Annotated in this window: 23 protein-coding genes and 4 pseudogenes; 16 read left to right on the top strand and 11 right to left on the bottom strand. The window is 68.1% G+C overall.

The features are described 5' to 3' along the window. Nucleotides 1–51 precede the first annotated feature (51 nt). The gene (locus WBG99_RS18285) at nt 52–213 is read left to right on the top strand and encodes a hypothetical protein (protein ID WP_338897324.1); all 162 of its coding nucleotides are present in this window, start codon (nt 52–54) and stop codon (nt 211–213) included. Between the two features lie 598 nt (nt 214–811). Here WBG99_RS18285 and WBG99_RS18290 read toward each other — a convergent pair. Genes WBG99_RS18290 through WBG99_RS18300 form a run of 3 tightly spaced genes read right to left on the bottom strand, consistent with a single transcriptional unit; the run spans nt 812 to nt 4,931 of the window. Next, nucleotides 812–1,300 carry a hypothetical protein gene (locus tag WBG99_RS18290; protein WP_338897325.1) on the bottom strand — a complete coding sequence of 163 codons (489 nt, stop codon included), beginning with the start codon at nt 1,298–1,300 and terminating at the stop codon, nt 812–814. After that, nucleotides 1,237–2,046 (bottom strand): SWIM zinc finger family protein, encoded by an 810-nt coding sequence (locus WBG99_RS18295; protein WP_338897326.1) that lies wholly within the window; start codon nt 2,044–2,046, stop codon nt 1,237–1,239. The genes WBG99_RS18290 and WBG99_RS18295 overlap by 64 nt, the downstream gene beginning before the upstream one ends. Next, nucleotides 2,043–4,931 carry an SNF2-related protein gene (locus tag WBG99_RS18300; RefSeq protein WP_338897327.1) on the bottom strand — a complete coding sequence of 963 codons (2,889 nt, stop codon included), beginning with the start codon at nt 4,929–4,931 and terminating at the stop codon, nt 2,043–2,045. Before WBG99_RS18300 ends, WBG99_RS18295 begins: the two co-directional genes overlap by 4 nt. Nucleotides 4,932–5,408: 477 nt before the next feature. Here WBG99_RS18300 and WBG99_RS18305 point away from each other — a divergent pair, with 477 nt between their 5' ends. Together WBG99_RS18305 and WBG99_RS18310 are read left to right on the top strand one after the other, a co-directional pair. Then, on the top strand, nt 5,409–5,657 hold the full coding sequence (locus WBG99_RS18305) for a hypothetical protein (RefSeq protein WP_338897328.1): 249 nt from the start codon (nt 5,409–5,411) through the stop codon (nt 5,655–5,657). Next, a complete protein-coding gene (locus tag WBG99_RS18310) occupies nt 5,654–6,055 on the top strand; it encodes a PIN domain-containing protein (protein WP_338897329.1) in 402 nt (133 codons plus the stop codon). The genes WBG99_RS18305 and WBG99_RS18310 overlap by 4 nt, the downstream gene beginning before the upstream one ends. Here the strand turns inward: WBG99_RS18310 and WBG99_RS18315 are convergent. Together WBG99_RS18315 and WBG99_RS18320 are read right to left on the bottom strand one after the other, a co-directional pair. Then, nucleotides 6,050–6,361, bottom strand: coding sequence for a hypothetical protein (locus WBG99_RS18315; RefSeq protein WP_338897330.1), 312 nt, complete (start codon nt 6,359–6,361; stop codon nt 6,050–6,052). The genes WBG99_RS18310 and WBG99_RS18315 overlap by 6 nt on opposite strands. 60 nt (nt 6,362–6,421) lie before the next feature. After that, nucleotides 6,422–6,586, bottom strand: a complete 165-nt coding sequence (locus WBG99_RS18320) for a hypothetical protein (protein WP_338897331.1) — start codon at nt 6,584–6,586, stop codon at nt 6,422–6,424. Here WBG99_RS18320 and WBG99_RS18325 point away from each other — a divergent pair. From WBG99_RS18325 to WBG99_RS18335, 3 genes and pseudogenes are all read left to right on the top strand, one after another. After that, nucleotides 6,585–6,743, top strand: a complete 159-nt coding sequence (locus tag WBG99_RS18325; RefSeq protein WP_338897332.1) for a hypothetical protein — start codon at nt 6,585–6,587, stop codon at nt 6,741–6,743. The genes WBG99_RS18320 and WBG99_RS18325 overlap by 2 nt on opposite strands. Before the next feature lie 39 nt (nt 6,744–6,782). Then, nucleotides 6,783–7,109, top strand: a pseudogene (locus WBG99_RS18330) (site-specific integrase); the annotation flags it as partial. A 765-nt stretch (nt 7,110–7,874) separates the two neighbouring features. Beyond that, nucleotides 7,875–8,432 carry a Uma2 family endonuclease gene (locus WBG99_RS18335; protein WP_338897333.1) on the top strand — a complete coding sequence of 186 codons (558 nt, stop codon included), beginning with the start codon at nt 7,875–7,877 and terminating at the stop codon, nt 8,430–8,432. Nucleotides 8,433–8,741: 309 nt separating this feature from the next. Here the strand turns inward: WBG99_RS18335 and WBG99_RS18340 are convergent, their stop codons facing one another. Together WBG99_RS18340 and WBG99_RS18345 are read right to left on the bottom strand one after the other, a co-directional pair. Next, on the bottom strand, nt 8,742–9,416 hold the full coding sequence (locus WBG99_RS18340) for a transposase (protein WP_338897334.1): 675 nt from the start codon (nt 9,414–9,416) through the stop codon (nt 8,742–8,744). After that, nucleotides 9,379–10,410 carry a transposase gene (locus WBG99_RS18345; RefSeq protein ID WP_338897335.1) on the bottom strand — a complete coding sequence of 344 codons (1,032 nt, stop codon included), beginning with the start codon at nt 10,408–10,410 and terminating at the stop codon, nt 9,379–9,381. The genes WBG99_RS18340 and WBG99_RS18345 overlap by 38 nt, the downstream gene beginning before the upstream one ends. A 128-nt stretch (nt 10,411–10,538) precedes the next feature. Here WBG99_RS18345 and WBG99_RS18350 point away from each other — a divergent pair, with 128 nt between their 5' ends. Continuing rightward, the gene (locus WBG99_RS18350) at nt 10,539–10,736 is read left to right on the top strand and encodes a hypothetical protein (RefSeq protein WP_338897336.1); all 198 of its coding nucleotides are present in this window, start codon (nt 10,539–10,541) and stop codon (nt 10,734–10,736) included. Between the two features lie 154 nt (nt 10,737–10,890). On the opposite strand, the pseudogene WBG99_RS18355 reads toward WBG99_RS18350, so the two are convergent. Both WBG99_RS18355 and WBG99_RS18360 read right to left on the bottom strand, forming a co-directional pair. After that, nucleotides 10,891–11,007 (bottom strand): annotated as a pseudogene (locus tag WBG99_RS18355) (SDR family oxidoreductase); the annotation flags it as partial. Between the two features lie 66 nt (nt 11,008–11,073). Beyond that, entirely contained in the window at nt 11,074–11,664 is a 591-nt protein-coding gene (locus WBG99_RS18360) for a TetR/AcrR family transcriptional regulator (RefSeq protein ID WP_338897337.1), read from the bottom strand. A gap of 152 nt (nt 11,665–11,816) precedes the next feature. Here WBG99_RS18360 and WBG99_RS18365 point away from each other — a divergent pair, with 152 nt between their 5' ends. From WBG99_RS18365 to WBG99_RS18375, 3 genes and pseudogenes are all read left to right on the top strand, one after another. Next, nucleotides 11,817–12,836 (top strand): aldo/keto reductase, encoded by a 1,020-nt coding sequence (locus WBG99_RS18365; protein WP_338897338.1) that lies wholly within the window; start codon nt 11,817–11,819, stop codon nt 12,834–12,836. A gap of 234 nt (nt 12,837–13,070) precedes the next feature. Next, a pseudogene (locus WBG99_RS18370) lies at nt 13,071–13,817 on the top strand (IS5 family transposase); the annotation flags it as partial. 80 nt (nt 13,818–13,897) lie between these two features. After that, entirely contained in the window at nt 13,898–14,281 is a 384-nt protein-coding gene (locus tag WBG99_RS18375; protein ID WP_338897339.1) for a hypothetical protein, read from the top strand. Between the two features lie 186 nt (nt 14,282–14,467). Here WBG99_RS18375 and WBG99_RS18380 read toward each other — a convergent pair. Continuing rightward, nucleotides 14,468–15,661: pseudogene (locus tag WBG99_RS18380) on the bottom strand (IS3 family transposase). A 361-nt stretch (nt 15,662–16,022) separates the two neighbouring features. Here WBG99_RS18380 and WBG99_RS18385 point away from each other — a divergent pair. Further along, nucleotides 16,023–16,826, top strand: a complete 804-nt coding sequence (locus tag WBG99_RS18385) for an aminoglycoside phosphotransferase family protein (RefSeq protein ID WP_338900390.1) — start codon at nt 16,023–16,025, stop codon at nt 16,824–16,826. Here the strand turns inward: WBG99_RS18385 and WBG99_RS18390 are convergent. Beyond that, the gene (locus WBG99_RS18390) at nt 16,823–18,034 is read right to left on the bottom strand and encodes a hypothetical protein (RefSeq protein WP_338897340.1); all 1,212 of its coding nucleotides are present in this window, start codon (nt 18,032–18,034) and stop codon (nt 16,823–16,825) included. The genes WBG99_RS18385 and WBG99_RS18390 overlap by 4 nt on opposite strands. Nucleotides 18,035–18,540: 506 nt before the next feature. On the opposite strand from WBG99_RS18390, the gene WBG99_RS18395 reads away from it, so the two are divergent. The 5 genes from WBG99_RS18395 to WBG99_RS18415 are packed head-to-tail and all read left to right on the top strand — an operon-like array spanning nt 18,541 to nt 22,919. Next, entirely contained in the window at nt 18,541–19,194 is a 654-nt protein-coding gene (locus WBG99_RS18395; protein ID WP_338897341.1) for a hypothetical protein, read from the top strand. A 40-nt stretch (nt 19,195–19,234) separates the two neighbouring features. Continuing rightward, nucleotides 19,235–20,464, top strand: coding sequence for an ISAs1 family transposase (locus WBG99_RS18400; protein WP_338895116.1), 1,230 nt, complete (start codon nt 19,235–19,237; stop codon nt 20,462–20,464). A gap of 22 nt (nt 20,465–20,486) precedes the next feature. Beyond that, nucleotides 20,487–21,254: a hypothetical protein gene (locus WBG99_RS18405; protein WP_338897342.1), complete on the top strand. Its 768-nt coding sequence runs from the start codon at nt 20,487–20,489 to the stop codon at nt 21,252–21,254. Between the two features lie 46 nt (nt 21,255–21,300). After that, nucleotides 21,301–21,975 carry a methyltransferase domain-containing protein gene (locus WBG99_RS18410; protein WP_338897343.1) on the top strand — a complete coding sequence of 225 codons (675 nt, stop codon included), beginning with the start codon at nt 21,301–21,303 and terminating at the stop codon, nt 21,973–21,975. Between the two features lie 20 nt (nt 21,976–21,995). Further along, complete coding sequence (locus WBG99_RS18415) at nt 21,996–22,919, top strand: glycosyltransferase family 2 protein (RefSeq protein ID WP_338897344.1); 924 nt, start codon at nt 21,996–21,998, stop codon at nt 22,917–22,919. Nucleotides 22,920–22,978: the final 59 nt, after the last annotated feature.

Below are 22,978 nucleotides of genomic sequence, written 5' to 3' on the forward strand. Positions count from 1 at the left end.
GGCTCCCAGACGATCATTCCTGGCCCCGCCGACGACACCCGACCCCCGACCGTGAACGAGATCCGCCGCCTGTACGACCGGATCGTCCTCGCTCCCGTCCGCACCGCCCGGACCTGGCTGGCGATGCACTGGCACCGCTGGCACACCCGCCACCAAGTCCGGGCCCGTATCAGCCACTACCGCGCCCGAGCCGCACGTGCTCACTCACCGTGAAACAACCGGCTGTAGTACTAGGCGCATGAATTCCTTGAGTATCGCCAGGGGGAGTCTAGGACGAGTGTTTCCTCTTGGGAGGCGACGACCTCGAAGCTACAGCCCGGAACTTCCTGGGGCTTACTCCGGGATCGGTTGTGGCCTCCTGAGGTGCGTGGTGCCAGCCCTCACCGACACTTCGGCTGTTTCCGCTGGTCGATGCTCCAGTCGGCACTGCGACTCGCGAGGGCCCTGAGTGTGTCCGCCCAGGTCCGCGCCGATCCGATGATGGCAACTGAGACCAAAACTGAGACCACAGCACGACGAGGGCCCCGACCAGAATCTGTTCGAGGCCCTCGTTTCCGCTGGTCAGTGGCTGCGGAGGATACGAGATTCGAACTCGTGAGGGGTTGCCCCCCCAACACGCTTTCCAAATGTTCGTCTGGGGGTTCTGGGGCGTACGGCAACGTCCTGACCTGTGGTGCATCTGGTCCGGGCGGGGGTTCTGAACGGTGCTGTACGCCGGTGAATGCAACCAGAACTGCAACCACGGAGGTGGGAGCAGCGCGAGTGTGTCCAGCTTCTGCTGGTGGTTCCTGGTCAGCGGGGAATCGTCTCCTTACTCCCCGTTCTGCGACCAGGCCGCGGTGAGCGCGGTGACCGGGTCAGTGTCGGCTGGTGCCGCGGGCCACCATTCGCCGTCGTCGTCCTGGAGGTAGGGGTACCAGCGGGCGTCGGGGCCCAGACGCAGCTGGATGCCGTGGTGGGTGAGGGTGAGGCGGTTGCGCCAGGTTCTGAGGTGTGTGGGGGAGTCGGTCATCTCGGCGAGGGCCGCGTCCAGGGCGGTGCGGGTGGCCTTCATCACCGTCGGGTCGGGGGCGTAGGGCTGTTCGGCGACGGTGATGCCCGTGGGGCCGCCGTGGCGCCAGGCGCGGGTGAGGCGTGCGAAGGCAGTGGGTTTGGTGCCGGTGTTCTGGATCAGGTGGTGGAACCACTCGGGCCCGGGGTTGCTTGCGGCGATGCGGACGGCGTCCTGCTGCTGGGTCAGGTGCAGGTCGGCGGTGTCGCCCGCGAGGAGCCGGGCGGCGCGCGCGGTGGCGTCGGCCATGAGACGTTCCAGGTCCGCGGCGGCCAGGCCGGTGCCGGACGGCGGGGCGACGGGCAGTGCTGTGGTGTGGGCGGCGGGTTCCGGGAGTTCGGGCAGTTCGGGGGCTCTTCGGCCCAGTGGGCGTACGCGGCGGCGGCCGGGATGCCGGCCGGTGCCGGTGGGGCGGCGGTCTCCTGTGCTGCCGTACGGAGTGCGCGCAGCTGGGCGAAGACCTCCTCGCGACCGCGGCCGCGCAGCGCGAAGAGCACGAATGGGTCGGTGTCGATGGTGGCGGCGATGGCGTAGCAGAGCGCGGCGGCGTGCTTGCAGGGGTATCCCCAGTCGGGGCAGGAGCACTCCGGATCGAGCTCGGTGGGCAGTGGGAGCAGTGGGACGCCTGCGTGCCGGGCGTCGTCTACGAGTTCGGCGGGCATCTCGTCGTCGAGAAGTGCTGCGAGATGTCCGGCGCGGGCCGCGATCGTGTCGAGCAGGGTGTCCCACTGAGGGTCGGTGAGGACGGGCAGGTGGACTGAGGAGCGGTACGGGCGCGGGCGGCTGCCCTGGACAGCGGCATTGACCTTGCCCGGAGCGACGGTGACCGGGCCGACCATGCCTTTGCGGGCGTAGGTGCGTCCGCGCGAGAGCCGTCCGGCGTCCAGGGTGGAGTCCTCCAGGGCGGCCACCCATGCCTGGCCCCACCAGGTCGCGGCGAAGGCTCGCTTGCCGCGGGCGGGCGCACGGCGCGGGCCGGGGACAGCGGGATTCATGAATGCCTTCCCAGGGCGACGAGTTCGGCGAGGTCGGCGTCGGACAGTTCGGTCAGGGCTGCCTCGCCGGAGCCGACGACGGCGTCGGCGAGGGCGCGCTTGGCTTCGAGCAGCTTCGCTACCTTGTCCTCGACGGTTCCCTCCGCGAGGAGCTTGTGTACCTGGACGGGTTTGTCCTGGCCGATGCGGTAGGCGCGGTCGGTGGCCTGGTCCTCGACGGCCGGGTTCCACCAGCGGTCGTAGTGCACGACGTGAGTGGCGCGGGTGAGATTGAGTCCGGTGCCCGCCGCCTTCAACGACAGGAGGAACACCGGCACTTCACCGCGCTCGAAGCGGTCCACCATCTCCTCGCGCCGCGCGACGGGGGTGGCACCGTGCAGGAAGAGAGCGGGGACGCCGCGCTCGGCGAGATGCTTCTCCAGCAGAGCCGCCATCTGTTTGTACTGCGTGAAGACCAGCACGGATTCGCCTTCGGCGGTGATGGTGTCGAGAAGTTCGTCGAGCAGGTCGAGCTTGCCGGAGCGGCCCCGCAGGGGAGTGGACTGGCGCAGGCTGTGCTCTTTCAAATACTGGGCGGGGTGGTTGCAGATCTGCTTCAGCGCGGTGAGCAGCTTGAGTACCAGACCGCGTCGGGCGATGCCCTCCGACTCCGCGATCTTCGCCATGGTCTCGCGGACCTGTGCCTCGTACAGGCCGGTCTGCTCGGCCGTCAGCGGGACGACGTGGTCGGTCTCGGTCTTGGGCGGCAGTTCGGGCGCGATGCCGGGGTCGGACTTCTTGCGGCGCAACAGGAAGGGACGTACGAGACGGGACAGGCGCTCGGCTGCCTCGGGATCCTCGCCCGCCTCGATGGCGCGGGCATGCCGGTCACGGAAGGCGGTGAGTGAGCCGAGGAGCCCGGGGGTGGTCCAGTCGAGCAGTGCCCACAGCTCGGAGAGGTTGTTCTCCACGGGGGTGCCGGTGAGAGCGACGCGGGCGCGGGCGGGCAGGGCACGCAGTTCGCGGGCGGTGACGGCGTAGGGGTTCTTGACGTGCTGGGCCTCGTCGGCGGCCACCAGCGACCAGGCTGTCTCGGCAAGCACTTCGCGGTCGCGGCGCAGCACCCCGTAGGTCACCAGGACGATCTCGTCGCCGGCCAGGTCCTTGAGGTGGCGGTCGCCGCCGTGGTAACGGCGTACGGGGGTGAGCGGTGCGAATCTGGCGGCCTCGCGCTGCCAGTTGCCGAGCAGGGAGGCCGGGCAGACGACAAGGGTGGGGCCCGCGGTGGTGGGGTCGCTCTGGCGGTGCAGGTGCAGAGCGAGCAAGGTGATGGTCTTGCCCAGGCCCATGTCGTCGGCGAGACAGCCGCCGAGGCCGAGTGCGCACATCTCGGCCAGCCAGGCCAGGCCCCGCTTCTGATACTCGCGCAACGTGGCCTTGAGGGCGGCGGGCTGGGGCACGGGGGTGCGGGACTCGGGGTCGCGGATACGAGCGACCAAGTCGCCGAGCGCACCGACCGCCGCACAGGGGACCCGGTCACCGTCCCGCTCGGCCTCGCCGGTCAGCGCGACGCTCAACGCCTCCATGGGGGTGAGCGGTTCCATCCGGCGGCGCTTGGCGCGGGCCACCAGCTTCGGGTCGGCGACCACCCACTGGTCGCGAAGCCGGACGAGGGGACGGCGTGACTCTGCGAGAGCATCCATCTCGGCCTCGGTGAGCGGCTCGCCGCCAAGGGAGACCTGCCAGCGGAAGTCGAGGAGAGCCCCGGTGTCCAGCAGGCCGCCCGCGGTGGAACCGGGGGCGGTGCGCTGCCCGATCTCCGCGGTCGCGGTGAGCGCCTTGACCATCTCGCGCGGCCAGTGCACGTCGACACCGGCCGCGCGCAGCGCGTTCGTGGCGTCCCCAAGGAGATCGAAGGCTTCGTCGTCGGTCAACCGGAGCTGATCGGGAGCGGCGTCGTTGAGCAGCCTCCGCAGCGGGGGCCAGGCGCGGGCGCCGCGGCGCAGGGCGAGAAGGGTCTCGGTCTCGGCGCGTGGGCCGAGCAGCCGCTCCACTTCGGTCGGCTCGCTCCAGAGTCGTGCGGCCTCGATGACGAGCGCCGGGTCCGCCGCGGTGTGCAGTTGCAGGACGGCCCGGAACTGCCGTCGGCGTCCTGCGGGTACGTCGACGCGCAGGGAGACACCGACCTCGGCGGTGAGCGCCGCCTGGGTTTCCTCGGCCCATTCACGCAAGGTGGGTACGGCGCGGGCCTCGCGCCAGGCGTACGGCAGCGCTCCCATGGCGAGCGGCGCGGCTGGCGTACGGACCAGATCATCGGCGACCGCGTCGCAGAACTGGCGTACCAGCGCAGCCGGTTCGGCGATCCGTACCGGAGCAGGGCCAGGCTCGGGCAGGCAGTGGGCGTGTGGCGGGAAGGCGGCGGCCAGGGCGTCCAGCGTCTGGCGCTGGGCGGCGGTGCAAGGACCCACCTGCCAGGTGTCGTAGCCGGCGGGGGTGAGGGCCGGGTGGAGGCGGCCGTCGGCGAGCAGCCGCAGTGCGAAGCGAGTGGCGGCCTGCCAGGCGGCGCCGGAGGGATGCGTCGGCTCCGCATGGGCCAGGGCGGAGACAGCGACAGCGACAGGCAGCGCGTAACCCTCGACCCTGCGCCGCCTGACCGAGCGGCCGTGCGGCAGGACCAGCTCCACCGCCTCGGTCTCAAGGCCGGTGGGCGCCATACTGTCCCCGGTTGCTGCCCCGGCCGGCTTCCACAGCAGCAGCCGCCCGAGGCGGGCGGGCTCACCGGGCAGGAACACCGCCGCCCAGCCGGCGCCGAGCAGCTCCCTCACGAAGGCGGATGCTTCCTGCCGGGCCAGCGGCGGTGCGCTCCTCGCGCCCGTACTCGGCTCTCGTACGACGACTCGTGCCATTCTCTTCCGCCCTGTCGGCTTGCCGGGCCCTCCCCCGGGCCGCTCACTACCGAACCCCACCAGGCAACGTCACACGCCGGCAACCGCGAGCCTTGGCTTGACTGCCGGCGACGGCGCACGACGGATACGCCGCTGCTGAACACACCGGTCCTGAACCGTACGGTGCAGCACTACGGTGACGCCATGAGCACCTGGGCCCCAGCCGCGCTGGAGGCGTTGATCGAAGAGGCCAACGTCGACGCCTACGGCGAGGATGAGCCCAGCTCACCGGATTCTGGGCCTGCCGCTGCCGGAACCCGCCCCCGAGGGCTCGCAATGGATCGAGGCATACCGCTACTGGGCCCGTTGAACTGGGGCGTCGTACAACCGCCCAGCTGAGCCCCTGCTCGACCGGACAGTCGCCCCGACTGCCGCTGACCGGACCGACTGCGGGGAACAGACAGCACGTAGCGTGCATACCGCAGTATGCTTGAGGCTATGGCTGACACCACACGCATCACGGTGACACTCCCCACCGAGCAGGTGGCGGAGCTGAAGAAGATCACGGACAACATCTCCGGCTACGTGGCCGAAGCGGTCGCCAGGCAGATCCGGCACCAGCTCCTGGGGGCCGACCTGCGCAGCCACACAGACGAGCACGGAGCCTTCAGTGAGGAAGAGCTGGCCGAGGCGCGGGCGCGGATCTTCGGTACGACGTCGGCCGTCGGCGGCGCGAGCGCCGCGTGAGCGGGCACATTGAGACCGTCGTCCTGGACAGCGAGGGGCTGTCGGCCTGGGTGGCGCAGGACCGGAAGGTTCTGGCGATGTTCCAGGTGTTCCATGACATGGGAGCGGACCTTGTCGTCAGCGCCAACACCATCGTGGAGGTGAGCCACGCCAGGGTGAACCTGCCCCGACTGCAATGGGCGCTCTCCCGGGTCAAGGTGGAGCCGGTCACGGAGGCAGCGGCCAGGGCGGCGGCCCAACTGCTCAAGGGCGCCGGTCTGCACGGACACAAGTACGCGATCGACGCCATCGTTGCTGAAGCGGCCTTGCGTCAGCCTGGCCCGGTCGTCATCCTCACGTCGGATGTCGATGACATGACCCGGCTGTGCGGCAGCAAGGCCCGGATGATCGGGCTATGACCGCCACATCATCCCGGGACCATGGACAGCTCCGCGTGGATGCGCCGAGACCAGAGCCGCCGCAGGCCAACCCGTGATGGGTGAATGTCGCCGCAGGCGCCGCGCCTGGTATGGGCCGAGGTCTCCGGCGCCGATGAGTCCTCGCCCGAGGAGGTCCTTCTCGGAGCCTGGGAAGCCGTACGTGTCGGACAGGACAGGTCCGTTGCCGATGCGGGAGGCGAGGACCACGGGGATGAGCGGCGCGATCTTGGTGAGTCCTTCGACGAGGCGCTCCGAGGCGTGGCCGACGCCGAAGGCCGCGACCACGATCCAACGCCGTGACCGTCGTCAGCGCCGCCGCCGCGTGGTGGGTGGGCTTCTTCGCGGTCATCCGCCACCGCGGGGTGCGACGAGTTCCCGCTCCTCGGCGACGTGGTCCGTCTGGACGCCCGTCGGCCCCGGTCCGAGGTGCTGCTCGCCGCCTGGGACGTACTGCGCGAACGGCAGCTGGTGCCGTCGCTCGCCGCCCACGCGGAAGGAAAAGAGACCCATGGCTGACGGCACGAAGGCGACACGTCTGAGCGAGGCCCTCGACGACGGCCAGCGGAAGCACCCGCTCCTGGCGATCGGTGCGGTGAACGCGCTCGCCGCCCACGTCGCGGTGGAGGCGGGCTTCGACGCCCTGTGGGTGAGCGGTTTGGAGGTGTAGGCCGCTTCCGGGCTGCCTGACGCCAACCTCCTCGCCTCGCCGGTCGGCGGGCCGCTGAGTCCGAACACCGACTTTCACGTCTGGAAGCGGCTTCTCCGGGATGCTGGCGTACGGAACGGCCGTCTCCATGAGGCTCGCCACATCGCCGCGACCGTCCTCCTGATTTTTGGCGTCCCTGATGTTGTGATCGACTCGATCATGGGTTGGGAGCCCGGGGGAGCGGCCCGGATGCGCGCCCGGTACATGAATGTGACGGGGACCATGCTCCGCAAGGTCGCGCAGCAGATTGGCGACGCTCTCTGGGAGCTGCCGGGAGGCGGCGGGACTTCCGAACCCGACGGGAAGCCGGACGGAAAACCCAACTGAGACGGAGCACGACGAAGGGCCCCACCGCGAACGGTGGGGCCTTCGACATCGTGCCCGGTGAGGCACTGGCGGAGGATACGAGATTCGAACTCGTGAGGGGTTGCCCCCAACACGCTTTCCAAATGTTCGTCTGGGGGTTCGGGGATGCTCGGGGACGTCCTGACCTGCGGCGAGGCGTGGGGCTGGATGGTGTGCGGACGGCCCTGGACGGAGGTGAATGCAACCAGAACTGCAACCAGCGGACAGCGGGTTCCCGCTGGTCAGAGGGCTTGTGGCGTCGTCAGCACGATCGCGATCCGGGAGCCACGCGACCTGCTGGGCGCCGAGGTGCGCTTCGGCGCCGACCTGGCCGTGTTCGTCACGACCACGCGCTTCAGCGGCCGCTCAGCTTGAGATTTAACCCATCGGATTCGAACGCCTCTGACCGGCGCTTTCGGATGCGATCAACGCGCCTGCGGCAGCCCTGAATCGGGCGAAAACGCCCAGCTCGTACGGCGGAGGGTCGTGTTCGAACGGCGAGGATAAATCTCAAGCTCAGAGAGGTTGCGCCGCAGAACGGAATCCTCACCGGGCACCGGGATCACCTCGGACTGTGGAACAACGGGGCCGCCCTGCCGTCCCTCAGAGAGGTGAACGGCCGTGGACAAAGCGACTTCCGTCATCGAGCAGGCTGGAAGCGGGCACATGGGAAGACCGATGGCTCGTTGCGTCCGGCCCGTACGATTGGCGGTACCTCGTGATGGGCGTGGAGGCGCGATGAGCACGATGTATCCGGAGTACGCGCAGTGGTTGAGCCAGGTGCGGCGTTCGATGAAGTTGCCCAAGGCGGTCAAGCTGCTGTTTGATCAGGGGCGCCTGTACATGTCGCCGGTGACGGAGGCGCACAGTGAGGCGGACGATTCGATCCGCTCCCAGCTGGCGGAGCAGCTGGGCGGGGAGTCCGGTCTGCACGTCACGCGTGACAAGGGAGTACTGCCAGAGCTGGACGGGTACACGCCCGAGCCCGATGTGCTCGTGGTGGACGCGGGCGTGCTCGGCCCGGCAGACGCGTTCGTTGAGCAGAAGCATGTGCATTTCGTCGCGGAGAGCGTGTCCCGTTCGACGGTCGGGCAGGACTACGGGCGCAAGCTCAACCAGTACGCGGCTCGCGGGATTTCGACGTATCTGATCGTGGACGTGCTGACTGGGGAGTGCGTGCTCTACCAAGTGCCGAAGGGCGACGAATACACCTCGGCCGTGCCTTACCGCTTCGGTGAGGAGATCGGGTTCAGCCTGGCCGGGGTCGAGGTCACGGTGCGCACTGACTTCAAGAAGATCCGCTGAGGCTGCTCCCCCGGCCATGGCGGCACGGCTCCGTGGCCCTGCCCGTGGTTTCGTATGCCCACGGGACTGGCTACATCGGGGCGCACACCCATAAGTACGGCACGGGCAGGCACCCGATCGCGCCGGCCGACGGGCGCACCTTCACCTCTGACCTGGATGAGCTTCCTCGGCCTGAACCCGGGGAGCACCGACTGTGCCGGTCCGTGTTCGGTGCCCAAGAGGGCGGATGTCAGCCGACGGGGTAGCCCTGGGCGAGGGCGGCTTTGCGGGCGTAGGTGACTCCGTTGCCCAATTCCGAGCGGTCGCCGGTCAGGCTGTGAGCATGTAGGCAAGGCGTTCGAGTCTGCTGGTCCGGGGTCTGCTGAGCGGGGTGGTGCTCCAGTAGGCGTCGAGGCGGATGACGTTCAGGGCGGTGGCGGAGAAGAGGTGCTGGAGGCGGACCTTGGCCAGTCCTCGGTAGCGGGCGCGGCGGATTCCGGTCATGTCCAGGGCCTGGTTGACCGTGCCCTCGACCCCGGCGCGCAGTTTGTACTTGTCCCGCCAGGTCTGGGTCTTCTGCTCGGCGCGGGAGGCAGTCTGGATCTCGTGCAGCTCTTTCGGCCGCAGGGTGAGTATCCGACTGACCTTCCGGGAGGAGGTGCACTGCGTCCTTGACGGGCAGGCCCGGCAGTCGGTGGAGGCGAACTGGGCGACGGTGGCGGGCCTGCCGTGCTGGGTGACCGGATACCACCCGGCGCTGGTGCGGCCGGCCGGGCAGGTGGCCTGACGGGCCTTCCAGTCGACGCGGAAAGCACTCTTGTCGAACCCCGCGGCGGCCTTGGACTGCGGCGAGTTGTCGGCCGGCAGCGGGGTGACCATCGCGGTCCCGTCCCTGCCGGCGGCGGCCAGCAGGTCCACACTCGGGTAGCCGGAGTCCAGATAGTGCTCGCCCGGGCGCAGGCCGCGTTCATCCAGGCGCTGCTGGATGCCGGCGGTGGCCTTCACGTCCGGCACCGTCGCTTTCGTGGTGTGCACGTCGGTGATCAGGTTCGGCGGCGCCGCGACGCGCTTCCCGTTCCCGTTCCCGTTCCCGGCTTCGGCTTCGGCTTCGGCTTCGGCGGGAGTGTTGCAGGTTTCGGTCAGATGAATCTTGTAGCCCAGCCAGAACAGCTCCTCGCCCTTGGCCGCCCACCGCGCATCCGCGGATATGACCGGGCGGGACGCCGTCTGTCTCGGCCTCCCGCTTCCTGATCACCTCCCGTCCCCGCGCGCCGGTCTCGATGCAGTAGGTCTGCACCAGCACCTGCCGCAGAAGCTCCACCGCGGGAAGCTCCGCCAGCCACGGTGGGGTGCCGGGCACGCGCACCGCCCGGCACAGCATCAGCGCGTCCTGCCCGAACACCACCGCGAGCCGGTCCCGCTCGGTCTTCGAGGCCGGTAGCTTCCACCCGTCCACGCGCGGGCCGTAGCGGTGCGCCAGTTCGGCGACATCCACCGCGCCGGCCAGCCACTCGGGCGCGGCTGCGGCCAGCACCTCCAGCGCGGCGCGCACGCTCTCGCCCGCCAACTCCAGCCGGTTCAAGTCACGCACCGCGCTGATGACATGGGTGGAGTCGCTGCGCTGCTTGCCACCGGCCGCAACGAGTCCCTCGGCGCGGCAGTGCTCCAGGAGCCGGTCGAAGACCAGGCGTTCCATGCCGTGCTCGATCAGGCGGGCGCGGAACTTGGCCAGCACGCTGAAGTCGAAGCCGGGATCGGTCAGCTCGGCGCCGATCGCGTACTTCCAGTCGATCGCGCGTACCGCCATCGCAGCGGCCTGCCGATCGGTCAGGTCCTCGGTGAACTGCAGGACAGTGACCAGCGAGAGCACCGCCGGGGAAAGCCCCGGGGCGCCGCGCACCCCGAACGCGTCGGTGTACGGCTCATCGTCGAAGACCGCTTCCAGCCGGTCACGCAGGCGTATCGGCAGGCTCCCGGCCGGGAAAGCGGCTCCGGCCACCCTCGCTGTCTCCTCCGGAACCACAGGCAGCCCCTCCGGCCGCATCGACATCCGCACCATCCCAGGGCTCGCACCACTCATGACGACACGGCAGATCATCTCCCACTGGGCATCGCAGCCACGGCGAATTGGGCAACGGAGTCGGCTACGGCTTCGACGTTCGGCAGTGGTCCGGGTACACCGTGCTCCGGAGCGTCCGCGAACTGCTGATGGTCACCTGGCTCACGCAGAACGCCGGCGCGAATCCGCGCGCCGCTGAAGAAGTCGAGAAGCGTGTCGAGACGCTGCGGTCGGGTGGCTCACGGCGGGATTGGGCGCCGTTCTAAGAGGCCGCGCAGATAGGGGGCGTGGGAAGTCCCTGGCGACAAGGCGGGCACAGATCCTGGTGATCACGGAGTTGCAACGCTCTGTGATCACTGGGCAGACCTGCGCATGCGTTGCAGTCATGCTCAGGTCTGAGCCGGGTGGTGGGGGTCGATGTCAGCTGAGTGTTTCGCCGCCATCGATGGTGATGATCTGGCCGGTGACGTAGCTGTTGGCCATCAGGAAGAGGGCCGAGGCGGCGGCTTCCTCGGCGGTGCCGAAGCGGCCGAGGGGAGCGGTCGATCCGGGGCGGCGATCGCGCGACCTCTCAGCAGAGCCGCACGCGCGAGGTCGCCGAGGTCAGTGGTGTGATCGGCGTAGCCCTGCGACGAGGAGTTCGGCCATGCGGCGTGCGTCGTAGCGGGGATCGCTCTCCGCGCCGATGCAGAGGTTACCGACGCCGCGCATGAGCTGGTACGCGTCGATGTCGGGGCGGATCTCGCCGGCGACGGCTGCGGCTTCGAGCAGTTCGGTGCAGACGGGTAGGAGGCGGTCGAGGAAGTAGGCATGCAGCGCCTCGAAGTCGGCGTTGTCGGCCTGCAGCACGGCGGCGAGTCCGTGTTTGGTCACCAGGAAATCGACGAAGAGGTTGATCCACTGCCCTAGGGCTGTGCGCGGAGAGCTAGTCGCCAGCAGGGCCGGACCGGCATCGGCGCAGGCGTCGACCTGGTGCCGGTAGACGCCGATGATGAGGTCTGCTCGCGTCGGGAAGTGGCGGTAGATCGTGCCCAGCCCGACGCCGGCCTTGGCCGCGATGTCGCGTACCGGCGCGTCCACGCCTGACGTGACGAAGACCGTGGCGGCCGCATCGAGCAGGGTTTCCTTGTTACGTCGGGCGTCCTTCCGCCCGGATGGGGCCACCTGTCTTGCGCCCTCGTCGCTGTCGCTCACCGCACGCTCCTTCCACTCGCCGCTTGCAAAAGCGGAACGATGTTCCATATCGTTCCGGAACAGGGTTCCGTTTTGCTCATGATGTCAGAGCAGGGCCCGGTAACCAAGCCATGTAATGCACCGCGCTTCACCCCTCATGAGGAGACACGGTCATGCAGTACCGCATCTTGGGCCGCACCGGTGTGCAGGTCAGTACCCTCGCGCTCGGCGCGATGAACTTCGGAAAGATCGGGCGCACCACCCAGGACGAGGTCACAGCCATCGTCGACGCCGCGCTGGAAGCGGGGATCAACCTGATCGACACTGCCGACGTGTACAGCGGCGGCGAGTCGGAGGAGATGGTCGGCAAGGCCATCGCCGGGCGCCGCGACGACATCGTGCTGGCCACGAAGGCGACCATGCCGATGGGCGACGAGCGCAATCGCCAGGGCAGTTCGCGCCGCTGGCTGGTCACCGCGCTGGAGGACAGCCTGCGTCGGCTCGGCGTCGACCACGTCGACCTCTACCAGATCCACCGGTGGGACTCGAACACCAGCGACGAGGAGACCCTGTCGGCGTTGACCGACCTGCAGCGCGCGGGAGAGATCCGCTACTTCGGCTCCTCGACCTTTCCGGCCTACCGCATCGTGCAAGCCCAGTGGGCCGCCCGCGAACATCGCTTGAGCCGTTACGTCACCGAACAGCCCAGCTACTCGATCCTGCAGCGCGGCATCGAGACCCACGTCCTGCCCGTGACCGAGCAGTACGGGCTCGGAGTGATGGTGTGGAGCCCGTTGGCCTCGGGCTGGCTGTCGGGCGCGATCCGCGAGGGCAGTGAGATCACCACCAGCCGCTCAACCTTCATGCCGCAGCGCTTCGACACCACCATCCCCTCCAACCGGGCCAGGCTCGACGCCGTCGAGCAACTGGCCAAGGTCGCCGACGAGGCCGGCCTGACGATGATCCAGCTCGCACTCGGCTTCGTGACCGCGCACCCCGGCGTGACCAGCGCCCTCGTCGGCCCTCGCACGCTGGACCACCTGTACTCGCAGCTCGCCGCCGCAGACATCACGCTCTCCGCCGACGTACTCGACGCGATCGACGGCATCGTCGCCCCCGGCACCGATCTCGCCGCACACGAGAAGAACGACACTCCGCCCGCGCTGCTCGACTCGTCACTGCGGCGACGCTGATCGTCCCAGCGACAGCCTCCACATCCTCGTGTGCGACATCCCGAAGCTGCAGCAGTGGATGGCGGTAGCAAATTCCGCTTCATGGTCGGCTTATGGGACTTCCATCACCTGGCAGCCCATCAGTAATCCGCCGCACTCGCGCAGATAGGCGGCGTGGGAAGTCCCCGGCGACAAGTCGGGCCCAGGTCCCGGTGATCATGGAGTTGCGACGCTCTGTGATCACTGGGGGGACCTGTGCCCGTGCTTCCATCATGGCTGACTGACCCGCTCTGGGACCAATTCGCGGCGTTCTTGCCCGAGCGCCCTACGGTCGATCCGTCCCACCCGCTGGGGTGCCACCGCCGCCGTATCAGCGACCGGATCGTGTTCGACAAGCTGTTGCAGCTTCTGCGGTTCGGCTGCTCCTACCAGGCGATCTCCGACACGACCTGCTCGGCGACCACCATCCGCAATCGCCACGATGAGTGGATCCGGCTCGGCGTCTTCGCCCGGCTCAAGCAGATCGTGCTGGAGTCCTACGACCGGATCGTCGGGCTCGTGCTCGACCAGATCGCCGTCGACGGCTCCATCACCAGGGCTCCCGGCGGCGGGGAGGTCGCCGGGCCCTCACCGGTCGATCGCGGCAAGCAGGGCTTGAAACGCTCGGGCATGACGGATGGTTACGGGATCCCGCTCTGCCGGGTCCTGGCCGGGGCGAACCGCCACGACTCACCGCTTCTCGCGCCGACGCTGGACCTGCTGGACGACCTCGGGCCGCTGCCCGACGACATCACAGTCCATCTGGACGCCGGCTACGACTCGGACAAGACCCGCACCGAACTCGCCGCCCGCGATTTGCACGGCCGCATCGCGCACAAGGGGGAGAAGGCGCCGATCCAGGCGAGCCAGCGGTGGCATGTCGAGCGCACGCACGCCTGGCAGAACGCCTTTCATCGCCTTGCCCGCTGCTACGAGCGCCGTGCGACCGTCGTCAACGCCTTCTTCCCTCTCTGTCAGCCTTGGGTGAGACGTCCCGCTCTGCGGGGTTAGCCTGAGAGGGCACGACAGGAGAACCGCCCCATATGCCCAGCACTGAGTCCGTCGGGTCCGACCCGGCACCGAGGCCGAAGCGCCGTACCTTCACCTCCGAGTACAAACTGCGGATCGTCGCCGAGTACGACGCCGCGCCCAGGAATGAAAAGGGTGCGGTCCTGCGCCGGGAACGGCTCTACCACTCGCACGTCAAGGAGTGGCGGGCCGCCCGGGATGCCGGGGCCCTGAAAAGCCTGGTCGACCGCCGGACCAGCCCGGCCCGTGCGAAGAAGTCCGCCGCGGAGGTGGAGAACGAGAAGCTGCGCCAGCAGGTGGAGCGCCTGCAGAAGGACTTGGCCCGGAACAAGGCCGCACTCGAGGTGATGGGAAAAGCTTCCGCGCTCTTGGAAATGATCTCCGAGAGCGCGGACTGAAGCACGCGGCCGATCCCGTCGTGGACACCGCGTTCACCGGCGTCGAAGGGATGTAGCGGCTACGGCGCTACGCGGGCGAGGCGCCGGGAGCGGGTGAGCCAGGCGAAGGTCCGCTCGACGATCCACCGTTTGGGCAGCACGACGAAGTGAGCTGCCCCGAGTTTCGTAGAGTCCGGTGATCTTGTTTCAGGCGGACTGCGGGGTGGCTTCCTGTTGTCGCCACCAGTCGTGTTCGTACTCGGCGGGCGGTAGGTAGTCGAGGGCGGAGTGGAGCCGTTCCTCGTTGTACCACGTGACCCACTGGAAGATCGCCCGTTCGACCTGGTCGACATCCTTCCAGGGGCCCTGCATCTCGATCAGCTCGGCCTTGAAAGTGCCGTTCAGAGCCTCGGCCATCGCATTGTCATAGCTGTCCGCGACGGACCCGACCGACGCCGAGGCGCCGATCTCGGCAAGCCGGTCGGTATACCGAATGGATACGTATTGCGACCCGCGGTCGCTGTGATGAATGAGGCCGGAGTCCTTCTTGATCCTCCGTCTCCACAGCGCCATCTCCAGGGCTTCCAGGGGCAGTTCGGTCCGCATATGGTTCGCGATCTGCCAGCCGACGATCATCCGCGAGTACACGTCGAGGACGAACGCCACGTATGCCCAGCCCGACCAGGTGCGGACATACGTCATGTCCGCCACCCACAGCTGATCGGGCCGTGAGGCGGTGAAGTCGCGGTCGACCAGGTCCGGCGGGCGCGGCGCCGACGGCTCCGCCACGGTGGTCCGCCGGCGTTGACCACGGATCACGCCTCCAGACCCAGCTCGGCCATCAGCCGCTCGATGGTGCAACGGGCCACGTCGACCCCCTTGCGGCGCAGGGCCCGGGTGATCCGGCGGGCACCATAGGTGCCGCCCGACTCGCCATGGACCTGCTCGATCAGCGGCATGAGCTGTTCGTCGCGGAGCCGGCGGGCCGACTTCGGCCGCTTCTTGCGGGCGAAGTACGTCGACGGCGACAGCTCAAGAACCCGGCAGACGGGATCGACCCCGAGGCCCTTGTCACGCAGGTGGTCGATCACCTGCTCGGCCTCGTCCGGGGACGGTCGATCTCCTGGGCAAAAAAAACACGCTGGCGGCTTTCAGGATCTCGTTGGCCCGCTTCAACTCGGCGTTCTCCCTGCGGAGTTGCTTGAGTTCCTCGCGCTCGGCGGTGGTGAGCCGGTCGTCACGCTCGCCGCCATCGGCCTCGGCCTGGCGGACCCAGCCGCGCAGGGCCTCCTTGTGGATGCCGAGGTCTTTCGCGACGTGGGCAATCGGTCGGCCGGTGCTGCGGACCTCACGGACCGCGCGCTCGCGGAGCTCGTCCGGGTACTTACGGGGTGCTGCCATGGTGCTCGTGGTTCTCCTTCGCCAGGACCGTAACCCTGGCATCAGGGACTCCACAAATCTCAGTACAGCTCACCTCCGTGGGCTTCGGGGGTAGGTGCTCTGGCAGGGCGTTGTACGTTGACATGGTCTGCGGGCGGGCACCAGTCCTTTCCGGGGCTTTCCTGTCTGCCCCGAGCGAACTGGAAAGAAGCGGACACATTTACCCTCGTACGCGGGGGTGGATCACCCCCGCTCTGCCTGTTGCACAGGAGGGTCAGACGGCATGACGACGAGCGAACAAACCGCGTTCGACTCCGCAGCGGCAGAGAGCATTCTGCGTAGAGCTTGCGTCCTGGCGGGGCTAGACCCCGACGGCGTAGAAATGCTGCGACTCGGTGACCATGCGGTGTTCCGCATCGATGGCGGACGGGTCGTCTCTCGCGTCGGCCGCCACGCGGATCGTCTACCGTCCGTGCGCCGCGAGGTCGCTGTTGCGCAATGGCTCGCGGCGGAGGGCTACCCGTCGGCGCGACTCGTCACGGAGGCCGAACAGCCTGTCGTCGTCGAGGGCCACCCCGTGACCTTCTGGGAGGGGCTGGCCGACGGCGAGGATTACGCCAGCACGCGTGAGATGGGCGAACTCCTGCGGCGGCTCCACGGACTGGAGCCGCCGCACTTCTCCCTGCCCGCCCTCCGTCCCTTCAACAAGGTCGAGCAGCGACTGCGGCGTGCTGTGATCCGTGCCGAGACCCGCGCGTATCTAGCCGGTCTGGCCGAGAAGCTGGCAGCCGAGTACGAGCAGCTGGAGTTCGCCCTTCCGCCGGGGCATCTGCACGGTGATTTCAACGTCGGCAATGTCCTTCATGACGCCGAAGGACACCCGAAGGTCATCGACCTGGACGGCTTCGCGACCGGCCCTCGTGAGTGGGACCTCATGCAGACGGCCATGTACTACGACAGCTTCGGCTGGCACACGGAGGCCGAGTACGCCGATTTTACGGAGGGCTACGGCTTCGACGTCCGGCAGTGGTCCGGGTACACCGTGCTCCGGAGCGTCCGCGAACTGCTGATGGTCACCTGGCTCACGCAGAACGCCGGCGCGAATCCGCGCGCCGCTGAAGAAGTCGAGAAGCGTGTCGGGACGCTGCGGTCGGGTGGCTCACGGCGGGATTGGGCGCCGTTCTAAGCGGCTTCGGCTTGTTGCCAGAGACGGAAGGCCCGGGCCTGTTCCGCGAAGTCGCGGAACTCCGCGGCCCGTCTCATGTGGTTCGTGACGCGCCCTTGGAACTCCCGCACGTACTGCACGCAACGCGCCGACTTCAGCCCCTCGCCGAGGCTCAGAGCACCCACGGCGATCTCGAAACCGCGACCGATCTCACCTTGGTTGAGGTACGCCTCGGCCTGCACCATCGTCGCGAAGAAGTCGCTTCGATTGTTCAGGCCGTCACCGAAGATCGAGACCCCACCCCGCTGCGCAGCTTCGACGGAACGGCCCAGGTCGCGGAAGCAGTGGCCGATCTCTGCCGCCAGTTCCACCTCGTCGAAGTACGCGATGTAGGGCGGGTCGCTGTCGGCTGTCCTCTGACCGAGCTTGCGCTCCGCCTCCGCTAGGGCCAGGTCACAGCCTTGCTCGTCGCCAAGGCGAGCCAGCCCCCGCGCCTCCATCGCACGGAACTGCGCGGCCATCGTCGGCCCCAGGCTCGCGGCCGGCCCCATGTACGCGGCACGGGCGAGAGTCACAGCGTCCTGGTACCGCCCCATGAACGTGGCCTGATGGCTCATCGCCGACAGGACGCTTCCGCCCAGGAGCCTGTCACCAGCCGTCTGCGTCATGCGCAGGGCCTGGATGAAGTACCGCTGGGCGATGCCGTGCAGGCCGTTGTCGTACGACATCCAGCCGGCGAGCAAGAGCGCTTCGGCCACAGCCGAGTGCAGTTGCTTGCCCACGGCATCGGAGTACTGCCCGTCGAGCATGGGCCGGACGTCCGTGTGCAGGTACTGGATGAGCGCGCGTCGGGCGTGGCCGCCGCCGAACTTCCCGTCAAGTGTGCTGAACACGTCTGCGGTTGAGCGCACCATTTCCACGTCCACGGCGCCGATCGCCTGGCCACCGGTCCGCGTCGGTGCTGCGTCCGGCGGGGCGACGAGCCAGCGCAGAGTGGCGGTGTTCCAGGCTGCGGAGTCCGGCTGCGCTCGGACCAGTGGCTCGGCCTCGGCAAGATCGGCACGCCACAGGTCTGCCACGGTCTTGGCCGTAGCCTCGGGACGGTCCGCGAAGTCGAGCCCGAGGTCAGGCTGTAAGGCGGATACCGCCGCGTCGCCCATCCCGATGTCATCGATGGTGAGGCGGCGTCCCAGCTTGGCCCCGATGGCGTCGGCGATGAACTGCGGCATGTTCCCACGCGGTATCGAGCCCTTGAGCCACCGGGTGACGTACGTGTGATCGCAGGTGACGTCTTCCCCTGATCGAGCCGCTGCGACGACTACCGCGCGGGCGAGCGACTTGTGCGAGAAGTCCGCTTCCTGCATGAGCGCGGCCAGCCTGGCGTTCCGGTCTGCCATCGGACCCCCAGAGAACGGCCGTAGTGCCAGCTTGACGCACGGTCACTCTACGCAGGTCAGCCCCAGGGTGCAGGAGGTTCGCACGCAGGAGTGCACGAGTGCACCCCCGAGTGCACGCTCCCGAAGTCGCCTTCGCACGACGACAGTTGAATTTACCGCCGCAGGGCAGGTCGGCGGTTCCGAGTCGAATTCCATGAGTTGACGGCACGGAAAGTATTCACGCATTGCCTCCATTGCCATACGGGCCTTTGGCGGCGTGCGCCCAAAACCAGCCCATCAGCCATGCCTTCTGGGCTCCTTGGAAAGGTGGTCCCGTGATATCAGCTCACCACCTCATCGTGATCGGTTTCGATGAGATCGTCGCCAACAAGTACCTTCCGTGCATTCGCGATGCCATCAAGTCCGGCCACATCGACTCCTATTCCATCATCGATCTGGAGTCGCAGCGGACGGAAATCGACCGACGCATACACGCAGCGAGCGTGAAGCCGCGAGGAGTCGTTTACCTGCCGGATTCCGGCGACCGAGTGCGGGAGACGCCGCAGGAAGTGATCGCAACCGCCGTGCAACGCCTGCGAGTACCCGGCGTACCGACCAAGGTGTACATCGCCACGGAGGTGCGAGCTCACGAGGCATACCTGCGGTTCTGCGTGGAGAACCACATCGACTCACTGGTCGAGAAGCCCGTGCTGGCTCCCATCGTCGACGGTTGGTTCAAGCCGTCGTACATCACGAAGACCATGCAGGAACTCATCGGTGTTGCTGCCGACTCCCCTGCGGAGCATTCGGTGATGACGCTGAGCCGGTACCACCAGATCTACAACCAGAAGGTAGTTGCCTCGCTGAGGGATCGGATGGAGAGGTGGGAGGCGCCCCTGACTTCATTCCATCTCCGGGCCGCCGGCCAGGGCGGTTGCAAGTTCCGGGATCGCGTAGATCGTGCGCGGCCAGTGGGAGTTGACGTGGCAACAGCACAGGCACGAGACCGGTGATCATCAGGGTGTCTACGCCAGCTGATCACATCGAGGTCCCGTGCCTGCCGCTCCATCCTCCCCGATCCCTGCCGCCCTGGCGAAACTGGGCCCCCTGCACCAGCACGGCACCGGCTGCCTGCGTGCCCACCTCCAGCGCGTACCCGACCCGCGTTCGCGTCGCGGGCGGTGGTATCCCCTGGTCGGCTTGCTGCTGATCTGCGCCTGCGCAGTCGTCTCCGGCGCCCGGACCGTCACCGAGATCACCGAGTGGGGACAGCGTGCCACCACCACGGTGCTGGAACGACTCGGAATCCGCAGGCACTTGCCCGGACGTCGCCGTGCCCCGTCCCATGCCACCCTCACCCGGCTCCTTGCCGCCCTCGACGGCGATGCCCTGGACAGCGCGATCGGCGCCTACCTGGCCGAACGCGACCACACCGCGAACGCCGGCCGCGGCACCGGCTCTGCGCCACGGCCGGCGATCGCGGTGGACGGCAAGGCACTGTCCGGCTCCGCGCACCGGCAGCAGCGCCACCGGCACCTGCTGTCCGCCGTCACTCACGCCCCCACCGTCACCCTGGCCCAGCGGGAAGTGGGTGCCAAGACCAACGAGACGGCCGCCTTCCGTCCGCTGCTGGAACCACTCGACCTGACCGGCACCGTGGTCACCTTCGACGCCCTGCACAGCGTCAAGGACCAGGTGCGCTGGCTGGTGCGGGAGAAGAAAGCCCACTACATCGCGGTGATCAAGGGAAACCAGCCGACCGCGTCTGCCCAGCTCAAGGCCCTGCCATGGGAGCAGGTGCCCGTAGCTCACACCGTCTCGGGGACCGGGCACGGGCGGCGGGAGTCCCGCTCGGTCAAGACCATGGCCATCGCGGCGAACCTGGGCGGGATCGCCTTCCCGGAAGCACGGCTGGCTCTGCGCATCCACCGGCGCCGCCAGGAGAGCGGCAAGCGGCAGACCCGGGAGACGGTCTACGCCGTCACCAGCCTCGATACCCACCAGGCCAGCCCTGCTGACCTGGGCGGATACGTGCGCGGCCACTGGGGAATCGAAAATTCCAGCCACCATGTCAGAGATGTGGTGTTCGCCGAGGACGCCTCCACCGTCCACACCGGCAGCGCGCCGCGGGCGATGGCCGCTCTGCGGAACCTGGCCATCGGCAGGCTGCGGCTGCTGGGAGCGGACAACATCGCCAAGACCACCCGAGCGATCCGGGACGCACCCGAACACGCCATCTGGATCTGGGGCATCACCGACAGCCCGCTCCTACCGGGAACTTGAAGCCGCCCTGGCCGCCGGCGGCGTGTGGAATCTCCAGCGGGAGTTCGAGAGCCGCGATGATCACCCGTACAAGTACGGCTACGGGATGATGATGCACGGCGCGTACCACTACGTGGATCTCGCGACCCAGATCCTGTCACTCAACGCGGAGCTCTTCCCCGAGCGCCAACTTCGGTTGGAAGTAAGCGCCTTCGGTGCCTTCCCCATCGACCAGCACCAGCGCTTCTCCCAGCCGATCGCCCGCAGCTTCCAGGACGCCGGCGCGCGGTGGTCGGCGGACTCGGATGAGGGCTTCCGTTTCGGCGAGACCGATGTGACCTCCACGTTCCGCCTCATAGACGCCGCCGCGGGAAGGACCGTCTCGCTCGGGACCTTGTCCTTCGAGCAGACCACCCCCTCCATCCGCGACTGGGCGGAGCTCCCGGACGGCCTCTACAACGTCAACGGCCGCACGTCGAGCGTCGATCTGGAGGCCCAGCTGTCGACGCTGTTCTCCACCCACGTCCACTGCTACGACATCCCCCGCGGCATCAGCGCGGATGGGATCGACGCGTTCGCCCGGGTGATCACACGCGCCAACGCCGCGCTGCTGCCCGACGAGCAGTACGTGTCGGAGGAGTCGTTTGACGGGCTGTTCCACAGCGACAGCAACCGTCAGCTCATGGAGCACTGGCTGCGCGGCTCCGAGCACCGCAGCACCCTCGCGAGCCATCTGCGCCCCATGCAGGTCACCGAGGCACTCGCCTCGTCCGTGCTCGCTCCTGGGCGCCTGGTCACGGTGCCCTTCTAGGCACCAGCTGCTCCAAACCGTCCAGGACACAACAGAGGAGTCACCCATGAACGAGCTGGTTTCGAAGGCGTCCGTGCATGCCTTCTACGACGAGGCGATCCAGCAGGGCCGGAACACTGCGGAGAACCTCCAGGCGGCCACGTCGGAGCGGTTCAACACCCTCGTGGAATCCCTCGGAGTCGAGACCCCACGTACCGCCCTGGATCTGGGGTACGGGGCTGGCGCTTACACCATTGCGTTAGCGCGCGCCGGATTCCGCGTGACAGCCGTCGATCAGATCCCCACCGACGTTCTGCTTCACCGTATCGACGGCGCGGGCGAGTGGGCCCGCCGGATCGACCCGCGCGAATGCCTCGCCGAGAACTACGCCATCGACGAGGACTTCGGGGTCGTCGTCGCCAGGGACGTCCTGCATTACCTCGCGAGACACGACGTCGAGTCCCTGCTCACGAACGCGGTCGTTCACGCACTCGGGGGCAACCGCCACTACCTCGAAGTCTTCACAGGGATCACGCGCAGAGCCGCTAACGGTCAGCTGCGCCGCATCGAGGGGGAGGCAGACTACTCCCCGGACTCTTTCCGGCAGGTCATCGAGCGGATCTACGACGGCTGGGACCTCACGCTGCTCTGGTCCGAGCACGCGGAACAGGACCGCCGAACCGGGCGCAACTGCTTCGAGGCGACCCGGGCCACCGTCATCGCCGCCAACCGGTCAGCCTGATCAGAGACATGGAGAACGCCGTGAAGTCGAGCACGCCCGAGGGGATCAGCTTCGTCATCCCCTGCTTCAACTCGGGGGGCTACCTCGTGGAAGCCGTCGAGTCTCTGATCCAGCAGCCCCACATGTTCCCGTACGAAGTCGTGATCGTGGATGACGGCTCCGACGACCAGCCCACGCTTCGCGCCATCGCGCTGTGCGCGGAACGCGCCGAGGTCCGCATCGTCCGCCAGGAGCACAGCGGACACCACGCCGCCAGGAACGCCGGCATCGACGCCGCATCCTTCGAGTACGTGATGCAGCTCGACGCCGACGACCGGCTCGCCACGGATCCTGAGCTGCTGAAGGCCGGCAGCTACCCGGACCGAGCCGTCAAGCTCCTCAAGACGCACCAGCACGTGGCCTTCGTCCACACCATGTCGCAGATGATGGGCGACTTCGACGGGCTCACCATCTCCTCCTACCCGTGCCGCGAGGAACTGGTCCTGCGCAAGCACCACGTGCCCACCTCGATCGTCTACCGCCGAGACGACGCCATCCACGGCGGCCTCTACGACCCCCACGTACGGAAATGGGGAGACTGGGCATTCGCCGTGAACCTCCTCGCCGGACGCTTCCGCAGAGGAGAGGCCAACCACATCGTGTGCATCGCCGGCCCGCTGCACGAATACCGGGTCCACTCGCGCACACGACGGGTCTCCAACGCCGAGATCTCCGAGTTCGACATGACCCTGCTGGTCGTGGAAAAGAACCTCGACCTGTTCCGGCACCACTTCGACCGCGACGACTCGGCCGAGGACATCGCGCGCCTCGTCCTCGCCTCGAAGCCGTCCCGGCTCGTCGACCTGATCCGGATGGCCGAGTTCGACCTCGAACAGGCCCTCGCGGTCGCCCGCCAGCGGCAGTTCTCCCTGTCGAGCCCCTTCGAGGCCCTCGGCATCCCGTAGCCGCGCCCGCTCCATGAAGGAAGCCCCGGACGATGCGTCCGGGGCTTCCTCGCTGGTCT

It is taken from the genome of Streptomyces sp. TG1A-60 (assembly GCF_037201975.1).
GTDB lineage: Bacteria > Actinomycetota > Actinomycetes > Streptomycetales > Streptomycetaceae > Streptomyces.

What these genes read in the sequence shown, in the direction of transcription:
- WBG99_RS18290 (WP_338897325.1), bottom strand. Translation starts at nt 1,300, where the DNA reads ATGGCCGACGCCACCGCGCGCGCCGCCCGGCTCCTCGCGGGCGACACC.
- WBG99_RS18295 (WP_338897326.1), bottom strand. Translation starts at nt 2,046, where the DNA reads ATGAATCCCGCTGTCCCCGGCCCGCGCCGTGCGCCCGCCCGCGGCAAG.
- WBG99_RS18300 (WP_338897327.1), bottom strand. Translation starts at nt 4,931, where the DNA reads ATGGCACGAGTCGTCGTACGAGAGCCGAGTACGGGCGCGAGGAGCGCA.
- WBG99_RS18305 (WP_338897328.1), top strand. Translation starts at nt 5,409, where the DNA reads ATGGCTGACACCACACGCATCACGGTGACACTCCCCACCGAGCAGGTG.
- WBG99_RS18325 (WP_338897332.1), top strand. Translation starts at nt 6,585, where the DNA reads ATGGCTGACGGCACGAAGGCGACACGTCTGAGCGAGGCCCTCGACGAC.
- WBG99_RS18320 (WP_338897331.1), bottom strand. Translation starts at nt 6,586, where the DNA reads ATGGGTCTCTTTTCCTTCCGCGTGGGCGGCGAGCGACGGCACCAGCTG.
- WBG99_RS18335 (WP_338897333.1), top strand. Translation starts at nt 7,875, where the DNA reads ATGTATCCGGAGTACGCGCAGTGGTTGAGCCAGGTGCGGCGTTCGATG.
- WBG99_RS18365 (WP_338897338.1), top strand. Translation starts at nt 11,817, where the DNA reads ATGCAGTACCGCATCTTGGGCCGCACCGGTGTGCAGGTCAGTACCCTC.
- WBG99_RS18375 (WP_338897339.1), top strand. Translation starts at nt 13,898, where the DNA reads ATGCCCAGCACTGAGTCCGTCGGGTCCGACCCGGCACCGAGGCCGAAG.
- WBG99_RS18385 (WP_338900390.1), top strand. Translation starts at nt 16,023, where the DNA reads ATGCTGCGACTCGGTGACCATGCGGTGTTCCGCATCGATGGCGGACGG.
- WBG99_RS18390 (WP_338897340.1), bottom strand. Translation starts at nt 18,034, where the DNA reads ATGCCGCAGTTCATCGCCGACGCCATCGGGGCCAAGCTGGGACGCCGC.
- WBG99_RS18410 (WP_338897343.1), top strand. Translation starts at nt 21,301, where the DNA reads ATGAACGAGCTGGTTTCGAAGGCGTCCGTGCATGCCTTCTACGACGAG.